Annotated in this window: 11 protein-coding genes; all 11 read left to right on the forward strand. The window is 56.5% G+C overall.

From position 1 onward, the window contains the following. Positions 1 to 324: hypothetical protein (locus ACWVCN_RS03085; protein WP_455244047.1), on the forward strand; the 324-nt coding region annotated here is incomplete at its 5' end. A gap of 6 nt (positions 325 to 330) precedes the next feature. After that, a complete protein-coding gene (locus ACWVCN_RS03090) occupies positions 331 to 3585 on the forward strand; it encodes an efflux RND transporter permease subunit (protein WP_455244048.1) in 3255 nt (1084 codons plus the stop codon). 132 nt (positions 3586 to 3717) lie between these two features. Next, positions 3718 to 3897, forward strand: coding sequence for a hypothetical protein (locus ACWVCN_RS03095; RefSeq protein WP_455244049.1), 180 nt, complete (start codon positions 3718 to 3720; stop codon positions 3895 to 3897). 157 nt (positions 3898 to 4054) lie between these two features. Further along, a complete protein-coding gene (locus ACWVCN_RS03100; RefSeq protein WP_455244050.1) occupies positions 4055 to 5509 on the forward strand; it encodes a TolC family protein in 1455 nt (484 codons plus the stop codon). A 12-nt stretch (positions 5510 to 5521) separates the two neighbouring features. Further along, positions 5522 to 6631 carry an HlyD family secretion protein gene (locus tag ACWVCN_RS03105; protein ID WP_455244051.1) on the forward strand — a complete coding sequence of 370 codons (1110 nt, stop codon included), beginning with the start codon at positions 5522 to 5524 and terminating at the stop codon, positions 6629 to 6631. A gap of 31 nt (positions 6632 to 6662) precedes the next feature. Beyond that, positions 6663 to 8618 (forward strand): ATP-binding cassette domain-containing protein, encoded by a 1956-nt coding sequence (locus tag ACWVCN_RS03110; protein ID WP_455244052.1) that lies wholly within the window; start codon positions 6663 to 6665, stop codon positions 8616 to 8618. After that, complete coding sequence (locus ACWVCN_RS03115) at positions 8615 to 9769, forward strand: ABC transporter permease (RefSeq protein WP_455244053.1); 1155 nt, start codon at positions 8615 to 8617, stop codon at positions 9767 to 9769. The genes ACWVCN_RS03110 and ACWVCN_RS03115 overlap by 4 nt, the downstream gene beginning before the upstream one ends. A 56-nt stretch (positions 9770 to 9825) precedes the next feature. Then, positions 9826 to 10998: an ABC transporter permease gene (locus ACWVCN_RS03120; protein ID WP_455244054.1), complete on the forward strand. Its 1173-nt coding sequence runs from the start codon at positions 9826 to 9828 to the stop codon at positions 10996 to 10998. Between the two features lie 56 nt (positions 10999 to 11054). Then, positions 11055 to 12215: a hypothetical protein gene (locus ACWVCN_RS03125; RefSeq protein WP_455244055.1), complete on the forward strand. Its 1161-nt coding sequence runs from the start codon at positions 11055 to 11057 to the stop codon at positions 12213 to 12215. Positions 12216 to 12228: 13 nt separating this feature from the next. After that, complete coding sequence (locus ACWVCN_RS03130) at positions 12229 to 13179, forward strand: DUF1207 domain-containing protein (RefSeq protein WP_455244056.1); 951 nt, start codon at positions 12229 to 12231, stop codon at positions 13177 to 13179. A 93-nt stretch (positions 13180 to 13272) separates the two neighbouring features. Then, the coding region (locus ACWVCN_RS03135; RefSeq protein ID WP_455244057.1) for a hypothetical protein at positions 13273 to 13428 on the forward strand (156 nt) is incomplete at its 3' end.

Consider the following 13428-nt stretch of genomic DNA (forward strand, 5'->3'; position numbering starts at 1 on the left):
AGGGTGGATGTGCCGAGCACGCCGGGACTGAAGAGCGGCATGTTCGGCCGGTTTCAGTTGGAAAAGGGTTCCAGCAGGACGATCCTTGTGCCGGAGTCCGCGGTCCTCGAGCGTGGTGAATTGACCAACGTCTTTGTCGTCGGAACCGATCAGATCAGCCGTCTTCGTTTGATCAAGGTTGGACGCCGGTTCGACAAACAGATTGAAATACTGTCCGGGGTGAACGTAGGCGAGCGCGTGCTGCTCGAAGCCGCCAAGGGGATTGACGGCGCCTCGGTGCAAATCGTGGACGCAGCCGCTTCTCCCTCAAATTCCTTGCCTTAGACATCTATGGAACAGTATCGCCCAGGGCTCAGTGGCCGGATTGCCGCCCTGTTCATCGGGAGCAAGCTGACGCCACTCATCATGCTGGCTTCGTTGCTGCTCGGTGTGTTGGCGATCGTTGCCACCCCCCGTGAGGAAGAACCGCAGATCGTCGTTCCAATGGCTGACGTCTGGCTGCCCTTTCCCGGCGCGTCCGCCAAAGTTGTCGAAGAGCAGCTGACCAAACCCTTCGAGCGAAAACTTTCCGAGATTAAGGGAGTGGAATACGTCTACTCGATCTCCCGCCCCGGAGGAGCCTTGATCATTGTGCGCTTCTACGTTGGTGAGCCGATGGAACAGAGTCTGGTCGATCTGTACGACAAATTGATGTCGAATCAAGATCTCTTACCGCCGGGGGCCGAACCATTTCTGGTGAAACCTAAAGATGTCAACGATGTGCCGATCGTGACGCTCACCTTGTCGAGCGGGCGATACGGCGAATTTGAATTGTACCAGTTGGCCGAACAGGTTCTTGAGGAGGCTAAAAAAGTCGAGGGGACTTCGGCCGGTTTCATCGTCGGCGGCCGCACTCGCGAATTGCGTGTACAAATCGATCCGACGAGATTGAAGGCCTATGCCTTGGCGCCCTTACAGGTCGCGGCGGTCATCCGCGGAGAGAATTTCGCATTGTCGGCCGGCCGGTTCGACAGCCGTAATCAGAGTTTTCTGGTTGAGACTGGCCGGTTCATCCGTTCGCGCGAGGACTTGGAATCCTTGGTCGTCGGGGTAAGCGAACGGCGGCCGGTATACCTGCGTCAGGTTGCGGAGGTCGTGGATGGACCGAGCGAAGCAAATCGGTACGCCTGGTTTGGTCTCGGAGCCGGAAGGCTTGGTGAAGGGGCGGGTGGAGAGGATAAGGTTTTTGAGGAGCCTGCGGTAACGGTGGCCATCGCCAAGCAAGGCGGTCAGAACGCGGTAACGGTGGCAGAAGACGTCATCCGCAAGGTCGAGGGTATGAAAGGCGTTACCATCCCCGCCGACGTTCGTGTGACAGTCACGAGGGACTACGGAGAAACGGCGCGTGAGAAATCCGACGAACTCCTCTGGCATCTCTTGATCGCCGTGGTCGCCGTAGTCATCTTCTTGGGCATCGCCTTGGGGCTGCGACCGGCCTTCGTCGTTTCGATCGCGATACCGCTCACGCTCGCCCTGACATTGTTTACCTCCATGCTTATCGGCTACACCATCAATCGAGTGACGCTCTTCGCTCTCATCTTTTCCATCGGAATCCTGGTCGACGACGCCATCGTGGTCGTCGAAAACACCTATCGCCATCTGACGTTGCGTCTTAAGCCGCATCAAGAAGCCTCGATCTACGCAGTCGATGAGGTCGGGAACCCGACGATCCTGGCAACCTTCACGGTCATAGCGGCGTTGCTCCCGATGGCCTTCGTGTCCGGATTGATGGGACCGTATATGCGTCCGATACCCGTGAACGCCTCCATCGCCATGTTCTTTTCGTTGCTTGTGGCGTTCGTCGTCATTCCCTGGTTCTGCCAGACCTGCTATCGGCCGGGAGTGACCGTGAAGGGTGTCGATCACGAGGGGGAGGAACAAGGGTTCACTGGTCGAATCTACCGAATGATTCTGTCCCCGATCTTGAGGCATCCAGTGATGGCCTACGGATTTTTGTCCGTGGTAATGCTCTTGCTGATCGGGTCCTGTCTGCTGGTGTATACCCGCCATGTCGTAGTGAAGATGTTGCCGTTCGACAACAAGAGCGAGTTGCAATTGGTCATCGACATGCCGGAGGGGACCACGCTTGAGGAAACGGCGCGTGTGGCGAAAGCCTTATCCGAATATGTGAGGACGATCCCTGAGGTGCGGGATTATCAAGCCTATGTGGGCACAGCGTCGCCGTTCAATTTCAACGGATTGGTTCGCCACTATTATCTCCGTGAGCAGCCTCACGAAGCGGATATCCAGGTAAATCTCGTAGCCAAGCATGAACGGCAAGCGCAGAGCCACGAGATTGCCCGGCGGATTCGTCCGCAAGTTCAGGAGATTGCCGCGCAGTACCGGGCAAATGTGAAGGTGGTTGAAGTGCCGCCCGGGCCGCCGGTGCAATCGGTGTTGGTCGGAGAGATCTATGGGCCCGAGTACACGAGGCAGATTGCGGTCGCTCGCGACGTGCGCGGCCTGTTAGAGTCCACCGCCGGTGTCGTTGATGTCGACGATTATATTGAGGCGGACCATGTGAAATACGTGTTCTCCGTTGACCGAGCCAAGGCAGCCCTGGCCGGCATTCCGTCGGACGAGATCGTCCGTACGCTGCACATGGCGCTGGAAGGAGCGAAGGTCGGCCTCGTCCACATTCCACAAGAAAAAAGTCCGGTGCAAATCATGTTGCGCCTTCCGCTGGTTGAACGGACGGGGCTTGAACATATCGGCGAGATTGGACTGCGGACGAGTAAAGGAAGCATGGTGCCGCTTTCCGAGTTGCTTACCGTCGAGCAAACCGTGCAAGACCGTGCGATCTACCACAAGAATCAAAAGCCGGTGGTCTATGTCGTGGCCGATGTCGGAGGGCCTGGGGCAGAAAACGCAGAAAGCCCGGTCTATGGGGTTCTTGGCGTCGGCAAGAAATTGGAACAATATCGCACGCCGGATGGCTATCAGGTCGAGCAGTATTATGCCTCGCAGCCCTGGTCGGAAGACAAGATTGCGATGAAGTGGGATGGAGAATGGCAGATCACCTATGAGACCTTCCGGGATATGGGCATCGCCTTCGCGGTGGCGATGCTCTTGATCTACCTGTTGATCGTGGGGCAATTTCAATCGTTTATGACGCCGGTCATCATCATGGCGCCCATTCCGTTGACCCTCATAGGCATTCTGCCCGGGCATTGGCTGACTGGTTCCTACTTCACGGCGACCTCGATGATAGGATTTATTGCGCTCGCCGGTATTATCGTGAGGAACTCGATCCTCCTCGTCGACTTCATCCAACTGCAAGAACGAGCGGGAATTCCCCTGGCTGAAGCGGTCATCAAAGCCGGCGCCATTCGAACGAGACCCATCGTCCTAACTGCTGCTGCCTTGATGGTCGGCGCCTTCGTGATTATATTGGACCCGATATTCCAGGGACTGGCGGTCTCCCTGTTATTCGGAGTCGGAGCTTCGACGCTGTTGACGCTCATCGTGATCCCATTGCTCTACTATCAAGTTGCCGGCGCGAGGCGTTCCGGGGCCAACTTATCGGTCTCAGGGGAAAACGGATAGACATGCTCGCAGCCTTGGCTAGACCATATCCATTGACCTTGCAAAAGATAACTTACGCCATATTTTGTGGATTGGTATTTTCCCCGTGAAGGACTAGGATCACGGCTCTCCTACCACGTAGGGAGGTGTTCAATGGCCAGTCGTGTAACGGAACACCCGACCCCCCTCGATCTCCCGCCGGTTTCTCCTTGTCTCCATCGACGTTTGATCGATGAAGTGCTGACTGTCGACGGGAAACCCACGGGCCAAGTTCGTTGCCTCGAATGTCGGACAGTTTTCGAGGATCCCGATCAGGATGGCCGGCAGACATGATCCGGAGGAGAAGAGCTTGACCTTTCTTTGTCTGTCGCCTTCTGCGACAGAGGTCGATTGCCTTCTGTAGCAAGAATCCCCTATTGCATGAGCAGTTGCGTCGATCACGCAACCCAACCAACGAATATTCCTTCTGAAATTCGCGCTGGCAGATCTAATGCCGAAGGTAGTTAAGCGGCTTTCTCCTTGCAGAACGCTGATTAACATCCTGCGAGGAGATCTGAAATTGCGACTTGCCAGTAGAAAACTTTCTCGCGTTTCAATTGGCTTGGTCACCGTCCTACTGCTGTCCATTCCGGCTCGGAATGGGAGCTGCCAGGAAACGGTTGCGGTGGAAACGCAATCGTCCGCTCCCCCGGAACTGAAGCTCAGTTTGCGCGACGCCATTCAAGCCGCCATTGATAACAACGTCAACGTTCGACTGTTGAAGGAGCGGATTGCCGCGGCTCAGGCCCAGGCCGACACCAGTCTGGGGGCGATGTTGCCGAATCTGTCAGGATCAGTGAATGGCCGGAACCAAACGGTGAACCTGGCCGCCTTCGGAATTCCGGCGGACCGGCTCTCAGGACTAGGCCTGAACGGAAGCGTCACAGAGCCGTTCGACGTCTACGATGCGCGGGCCAACTTGGTCCAGAACATTTTCAGCCTCAGTCTTATTCAGCGATGGCGGGCTTCAAAAGCGGGCGTGAATGTCGCCACCCTCGAGGCGGAAGTCACGAAGCGCGACGTCATGGCGACCGCCGGTCTCCTCTACATCGAAGCCTTACGGGCCGACGAGGCCGTAAAGGCGAGGCAGGCCGATATCGAACTCGGGGAGCAATTGCTGAAATTAGCAAGAGATCGTAAGGCGGCAGGCGTGGCGACTGGATTGGATATTACGCGCGAAGAAGTACAATTGGAAAATCATCGCCAGCGCTGGCTGGTGGCGAAAAACGATCAGGAGATTGCTCGACTGAATCTCATCCGTTCGTTGGGCATCACCTTCGATGTGAAAGTGACGCTGACCGACGAATTGAAATTCGTGCCGGTTGAGACGATGGAGGCGGAACAGGCCCTCACCATAGCCCGTCGGCAGCGCGTAGAACTCAAAGCCCAGGAGACGCGTCAGAAGTTGGCGTCACTCAGTTTGAGTTCCGTTACCAACGAGCGGATTCCTTCCTTGTCGCTCAATGGCGATTACGGCTGGATTGGGGTAAAGCCCGAGGATGCCGCGGCCACACGCATGATCGGATTGACGTTGTCCGTCCCGATTTTCGACGGGGGCCAGCGTGAAGGACGGATTGCCGAGAACCGCAGCCGCGTGCGACAGGAATCAATCCGCATGAAGGACATTTCCGATCAAGTCACCCTGGAAGTTCGCAACGCACTCCTGACGCTTGAATCGTCGAAACAACAGGTTGCCGTGGCCCAGAAAGGAGTCGACCTCGCGGCCAAAGAATTGACGTTCGCACGCGACCGCTTTGCGGCGGGACTGGGCACCAATATCGAAGTGACGAATGCCCAGACTTCCATGGCCCGAGCCCGGGACAATGTGATCGAGGCCCTTTTTCGTTTCAATGCATCACGCATCAACCTGGCCCGGGCCAAGGGCGAGATCGACCAGCTCTTCTAAGAATACTGTCTGATGGCCCTTACAAGACAACAGGTTGTGATCGCATCGGCTGTAATCGTGCTCGGCATAGCCGGTTACCTTGCGCTCGATCGTTGGGGTTGGAACAACCGTTTACCCGAAGGGTTGATCCAGGTCAACGGCCGCATTGAAGGCGATCATGTGACGGTTGCAAGCAAATTTCCCGGGAGGATTCGTGAGCTGCTGGCTCGCGAAGGGGATACTGTGCAAGCCGGAGCCGTGCTGGCGCGGCTTCAAGATGATCAGACGAGGGCGAAGGTCGAACAGGCAAGGGGGGCATTTGAAGCCATCGAAGCGCGCGTTCAAGCCGCTCATCTCGACTTGGCCGTGCTGAATCTCGAAGTACCGCTGGCGATCGAAGCCGCAGACGCCGAAGTAGCCGAATCGAAGGCGAAGGTTGCGAAAGCCGTCGCCGTGGAGAAAGAAGCCAAAAGCGATGCCCAGCGCTTCCGCGAGTTGGCGGAAAAGGATCAAGCCTCGCGGCAACAGCGGGAGCAGGCAGAGATGCGATGGGATGTCGCAAAGAGGGAGATTGCGATTGCCCGTGCGACGCTGGCTCAGGCGCACAAGGCAGCGGCTCAGGCCGAGTTGGGTTGGAAACGTATTCGCGCGAAGGAGGCTGAAGTGGCGGCATTGGAGCGCCAGCGAGACCAGGCCTACGCAGGTCTTGAAGAAGCCCAGAGTGTCCTGACGGACCTGACGATCAGAGCGCCGACCGGCGGGACGATCACAACCCGCATGGTCGAGGCGGGAGAAGTTGTTTCGGCTGGAGTCCCACTGCTTGAATTGGTGGATCTTGACCGGCTGTATCTCAAGGTCTACGTTCCGGAGGTCCAAATAGGGAAGGTGCGCTTGGACCTGCCGGCCCATATCTATACGGACGCATTTCCTGACCAACCGTTCGAAGCCACTGTTCGCTATATCGCTTCAAAAGCCGAGTTTACCCCGAAGGAAGTCCAAACTCCGGACGAGCGAGTCAAGCTGATTTATCCTGTAAAGCTCTATCTTGCCGAGAATCCAGATCATCGGCTGACACCCGGTCTCCCAGCCGACGCAATCATCAGATGGAAGGAAGATGTGGCGTGGGCGAAGCCGAGATCTTGAAACGTGAAACCTGCAGGGTGAGGCGTAAGGGATGAATGACGTCGTCAGGGTCTCAAATTTCGTGAAGCGCTACAAGAAACACGTTGCCGTGGATTCCGTTGATCTTCTCATCCGGCACGGAGAGGTGTACGGACTGATCGGGCCGGACGGTGCAGGAAAGAGCAGTTTGATGAAGGCGATCGCCGGTGTGTTGACCTATGACGCCGGCACGGTCGATGTTTTCGGCACCGCGATGGATTCGGAGCGTCATGCCGAGAGGGTCAAGCCGCGACTGGGCTTTCTGCCGCAGGGTTTGGGTTTGAGCCTCTATCCGCAATTGACGGTGGAAGAAAACATCGACTTCTTTGCGCAACTTCGTCTGGTGCGCGATCAAGAACTGTCTGAGCGCAAAGCGCGACTGTTGGCGATGACGAGACTTGAACGATTTCGCGACCGGCCGATGAAAAATCTCTCAGGCGGTATGAAGCAAAAACTCGGACTGATCTGCACGCTCATTCATGAGCCGGACCTGGCGATCCTGGATGAACCGACGACAGGGGTTGATCCTGTCTCGCGCCGAGAGTTCTGGGCGATTCTAGCGGAGCTGATGCAAGAGAAAGGCATGACGGCTTTGGTGTCGACGTCCTATATGGACGAGGCCGAACGGTTTCAACGCCTGTCATTTCTCTCAGCAGGTAAAGTGTTGGCGTCTGGGACACCGACGGAAGTCCGCGCCCTGGTCCCCGGTTCCATGGTCACGTTTGAAGCCATGCCGCAGTTAGAAGCGATTACCAGGCTGAAGAAAAGGTATCAACAGGTGGAGGCACTGGGGCCGCTTCTGCACGTTTTTAGCGACACAACTGATCATGAAGAGGCGGCCTCACAACTCAAGACCGCGTTAGGGGACATTGTGCCGTCTTCGGTAAGGGTGGACAATCCGGAGCTCGAGGATGTGTTCGTGGCTTTGCTTCTTCGAAAAGGAGGAGGAGCGGAGGAGAGGTCCCGTTCCTTTCCTCCTTCAACAGTGGCGTATGGTCGTGACGCTTTGGCGATCGAAGCGGATGGACTCGTGCGGGATTTCGGATCCTTCCGCGCCGTTGATCGGGTCAGCTTTCAGGTCAGACAGGGGGAAATTTTTGGGTTGTTAGGTGCAAATGGGGCGGGAAAGACCACGGTCATTAAGATGCTCAACGGGATTCTCCAACCGACCGGAGGTACCGGTCTGGTTGCAGGAGCGGACATGCAGACGGCTCCCGGTGCGATCAAGGAGCGAATCGGGTACATGTCCCAGGCCTTCTCGCTGTATTTGGATTTGACTGTAGAGGAAAATATCCGCCTCTTCGCCGGCCTCTACGGCCTCGACACTCGTACAACAAATGAGCGACTCGAATGGATCGCCGTCATGGCGGGGCTTTCCGGGTACGAGTCGAGCCTGACCAGCTCATTGCCGATGGGAGTCCGCCAACGACTCGCGCTCGGCTGCGCGCTGATCCACCAACCACGAGTGCTGTTTCTGGACGAGCCGACATCCGGCGTCGATCCGATCGGACGTCGCCTCTTTTGGGAGATTCTGTCGAGACTCGCACGAGAGGAAGGTGTGGCGATTCTAATTACCACTCATTACATGAGCGAAGCAGAGCACTGTGATCACCTGGCCCTGATGCATGCCGGTCGGGTCGTAGAGGAGGGATCTCCTCAAGACATGAAGCGCGGGGTTGAGCAGGAAGCCGGCCGGCTCTTTGAAGTCGTTACCGATCAACCGGGGAAGGCGTTGCTGCATTTGAAAGAGGCAGGATTTCACGGAGCCGCTCTCTTCGGAACCCGTTTGCATCTCTTCTGCCGAGATCCTGTGCGGGACAAAGAGTGTGCCTGCCATGCACTCGAAGAAAGCGGCATACACCTGTTGTCGGTGGAAGAACGGCCTCTCAGCCTGGAAGATGTATTTGTCTACCGTGTTATGGCACTGGAACGACTGGACCTTCTCGCGGGACAGAAGGCGGCCGCATGAACCTTCGGCGCGTGGTAGCGGTGGCCTGGAAAGAATGGAGAGAAACGGTTCGCGACAGGCTTTTCCTGCTCATGGCGTTCTTGCTGCCCACCGTCTGGATGGTCGTGTTCGGGTATGGGCTGGTATTGGATGTTGAGCATGTGCCATTTGGGGTGTTGGACCGCGACCAGTCCTCGTTGAGCCGTGATTACCTCTATCGCTTCATCGAATCCCGCTACTTCGACTATCGAGGGTCGGTCGGGAATGAACGCAATCTCGATCGGATGCTGGGTGATACGTCGATCCGTGTCGCGATTATCGTGCCGGATCGCTTTGAAGAAGAGCTTTTGGCGGGGCGGCCCGTCAGTGTTCAAACGTTATTAGACGGTACGTTCCCGCTTAACGCGGATATCACAAAAGGGTATGTGATCGCCGTAAATACCGCTTTCAGCCAGGAACTGGTGACTGACTACATGAGCCGGACGGGAGGTCTTTCTCCGGAAATGGCACGCCGACTTGTGCAGCCGGTATCCCTTGAAACGCGGTATCTCTACAACGAAGAAGTCAAGAGTAGCTGGTCGATGGTGCCGGCGCTGATCATGTTTACGTTGATGGTGTCGTCTCCCTTGCTGACAGCACTGGGTGTGGTCCGTGAAAAGGAAACCGGAGCAATCTACAACATCTATACTTCGACGGTGAGCCGAGCCGAATTTCTTGTCGGTAAGCTGGTTCCGTATTTCATCATCTCGGCGATCAACGTGATCGTTCTCTGGCTGATCGCGGTAGTGCTGTTTCGTGTCCCCTTCAAGGGAAGCTTCACATTGTTCTTTGCCGCCTCTGCACTGTTCGTGCTCTGCAGCACGGGCATCGGCCTGGTGGTATCGTTGTTCGTCCGGACGCAAATGGCGGCACTGGTCATCACGATCATTATCGCGATGATTCCCACCATCCTGTTTTCCGGTCTGCTGGTGCCTGTGTCGTCATTGAGCCCGGGGGCCCAGGCGCAGGCCCATTTCTTCCCCGGGATGTATTACACGAACATCTTGCGAGGGAGCTTTCTGAAAGGCCTGGGATGGGAATCGATATGGACGGATATGATCGCCCTCGCCGGCATCGCCGTGGCGCTGCGGTTGACCGCCTATCTCCTGTTCACGAAACGACCGAAGGCATGACTGCGACAGGGTAAGAAAGGGAAAGCCGGGATAGAGATTGGAGGCAGGGAGCGAAGGTGAGCAAACAAGAGAACAGGGATGCTGGCCAAGCACGCTTGTGGGGCCGACGCCTTTTCGTCATGACGCGGAAGGAATTGTTGCAGCTGGGGCGCGACATTCCGTTGCTCCTGTTTCTCATCTATTCGTTCTCGCTCGGCGTCTATATTAGCGGTGCGGGAATCACGATGCAGTTAAAAAACGCCAGCTTGTTGGTCCATGACGGCGATCACAGCTCCTCCTCCCGGGAGCTTATCCACCGGTTTCACGAACCGTATTTCCGGTTCGACGGAGAAGTTCAGGATCCCGCAGACGGGCTGAGGAGATTGGATCAAGGAACAGCCATGCTCCTTCTCGACATTCCACCGCGATTTCACGAGGCAGTCGTGGCTCGGGAACCTGTTTCCGTCCAACTACAAGTCGATACGACCAATGCCCCCCAGGGGCTGTCCGCGGCCGGCTATGCAGCCCGAATCGTGGGGGGTTTTGCTTCCGAGATTGCAGCCTCCCGCCTCGAAGGAGGCTCTCAAGGAGAGACTCATCTTCCTGTGATCACCAGTGCCCACCGGGTCTGGTTCAATCAGGATCAAAATGAGACGTGGTTTCAATCCATCTCGCATATCTTGCGCATGATCACTCTCTTTGCCGTCTTGCTGCCGGCGGCCGCTCTTGTGCGGGAGAAAGAACGGGGCACCATCGAGCAGCTGCTTGTGTCCCCCGTCACACCTCTACAGATCATGTTGTCAAAAGTGGTTGCGATGACCATGGTGATTCTCCTCGCAACCGCGTTGTCGATGGGAAGCGTGTTGATCCCGGTGTTCGGTGTGCCGCTGAAAGGGAGTGCCTTGCTGTATTTTACGCTCACAGCACTCTACAGTTTTACCACCGCCGGGCTCGGCCTCTTTGCCGCAACAGTCACGAAGAACCAAGCGCAGGTAGGCATGGTCGCATTGCTGGTCGTCTCGCCGATGTTGTTATTGTCGGGCATTACGACACCGTTCGAAGCGATGCCTCCCTGGGTTCAGGCTCTCATGGCGCTCTCTCCACTGCGCTACTATATCGATGTGACCTACGGCATTTTACTCAAGGGTGTCGGACTGGATTTGCTGTGGAGCTCCGCGTTGGCGATGCTGGGGCTGGGGGCGGGGCTGTTTAGCTTGGGTCTGTGGCGGTTCCGCAGGCAATTCGCGTAGCACGTTCGTCAAAAGAGAGGAGGAGCCGCCGCCTTCGGAAAAGAGTGGAGCGATCTATGAACACCAAGACGTTCGTCTTGTTGACGATTGTGGTTTTTGCCGGTGCATGGTTCGCGTGGGCTGATGAGCCGTTCGAACATCCTGAATGGGAGAAGCGAGCCGTGCTGCGGGATGGGCAGGAGGTGCACGGCGACTATTTTAGTTTCGGCCCCCACGTAGAGGTCTCAGGTGTCGTTCATGGCGATGTCTATGCAGCAGGCGGCGAAGTGTTGATTGACGGCATCGTCGACGGGGATTTGATCGTCGCAGGCGGCGAAGTGACGTTGTCCGGCCACGTCACACAAGATGCAAGGATAGCCGGTGGGAAGGTGACACTGAGCGGAAAGGTTGACAGAAATGCCTCGATTGCCGGAGGAGACGTTCATCTTACCGATGCTGCACAAGTCAGCGGGAGCCTGCTTGCCGGAGCCGGGAACTTGCACTTGGCAGGAGAAATCGTTCACGACGCCCGCATCGGCGCGGGCAGTGTCACCGTATCCGACAAAATCGGCGGCGACCTCGCTATCGCGGCTGCAAACATCCGACTGACGTCAAAGGCGTCGGTCGGAAGAAATTTCAGGTATTGGAGCGAGGACGAACCGTCGATCGACGAAGGGGCGACCGTACTCGGCACGATCCAGAGCCGCGAGATTCCCGAATCATTCAAGAGCGAGCGGTTTCGCCGTGGGTTGACGGGAATGCGGATCGGGGCAGGAATCGTCAATTTCTTCTCGACGTTATTTCTCGGTCTCCTTCTATTGCGCATCTATCCCGTCTTTACACCCAAGGTTGCCTCGACGATTCATGAACGTTCCTGGGCTTCTCTGGGGATCGGAGCGGCTCTGTTCCTCGGTGTACCGTTGTTGATCGTGCTGTCCTTGGTCACAGTGATCGGTATTCCAATTGGATTGATGCTGGGCGCGATGTACGTCGTAACCCTGTATGTGGGCCGGGTATTCGTCATGCTCTGGGCAGGTCAACAGATGCTGCTATTGATGTCGGACAGGCCTTCGCACACCTGGGCGTTCGTGACGGGTCTCCTTGGGTATGCGCTCGCTTCACTCATTCCGCTCATAGGAACGCTGTTGATGGTGGTGACGATGATAGCCGGGATGGGAGCGATGTTGATCGCGAAGAAAGAATTGGTGGTGATGTTGCGCGACCAAAGGGTGGTGTAAGGAGAGGTCGCGAGTGAAAATACTTGGTGGAAAGAAAGACGGATGGCTGAACGGCGGGAATGTTATATGTCTCGTACTGAGTGTGTCAGCGTTGATGGCTAGTCCGGCAAGAGCGGAGGTTACCATGACCGAGACTCGCTCTGATTGCCGTTACGAATCCGTGAAGGGAGGGACGAATAGTTCGGCCTTTCCCTCTGACGACGTCTTCAGGCCCTTGATGGCGGATCCTAAACAGCCGCAGTTTTTTGCGAGCTGGCAAGCCACCCGGGCGAGGACGGCCGGGACATACGCCAACATCGGATCGGTGGGGTTCGGGGAGAATTTCGGATTGTATACGAACCGAGAGGGGTGCAACGGCTGGCAGGTCGGGATTTTGGCGGGAGTATTTTCTCAGTTCAATCTGGATGAACCCTCATCTGATTTGATTAATACCGATTTCGTCGTGGGTGTTCCATTATCATGGCGTGCAGGAAATTGGTCGACGAGAGTTCGCCTGTACCACCAGAGCAGTCACCTTGGTGACGAGTTTCTGCTTGGACAGCCTGGATTCGACCGAGTGAATCTCAGTTTTGAAGAAGCAGAGGCGATTGTCTCATACGACTACCGGTGGGCCAGAGTGTATGCGGGCGGCGGCTATTTGATCCACCGTGAACCCGTCTCGCTTGATCGAAATCGAGTGCAATGGGGACTTGAGTTGCGCGGCTCCGCATGGCCTTCGCCGGTCTTGGCAAAGGAGCTATCAGGTCTGGTGATTACGCCGGTGCTCGGAGCGGACTTCAAAGCGTTTGAAGAACTGAAGTGGATCATTAATGCGAATGTCGTCGGAGGGATTGAATGGTCGAGGCAAGGATCGACTCGTCGCTTTCGGTTTTTGCTGAATTACTATCACGGCTTCGTTCCCTACGGTCAGTTCTTCGCTCAGAAAATTGAAACGGTCGGATTCGGTCTGTATTTGGCGTTCTAACTGTGGTCAGCGCCTCGCGCTTACGGGATCCGGGCACAACTAGCATGACGTACTTCCAGTTCGCCACGTGTATGGCGGCTAAGGTGATGCACGATGAGTGATCAGGGATCTGAATCCTTCATCCTGACTATTAATGGGGGCTCTTCGAGCCTGAAGTTCTCCTTGTATGGAGCCAAACAGCCCCTTTCACGTCGTGTCAGCGGCCTGATCGATCGGATCGGGATCCCGGAGAGCGTGATGATCGTCACC

This window comes from Petrachloros mirabilis (assembly GCF_975968855.1).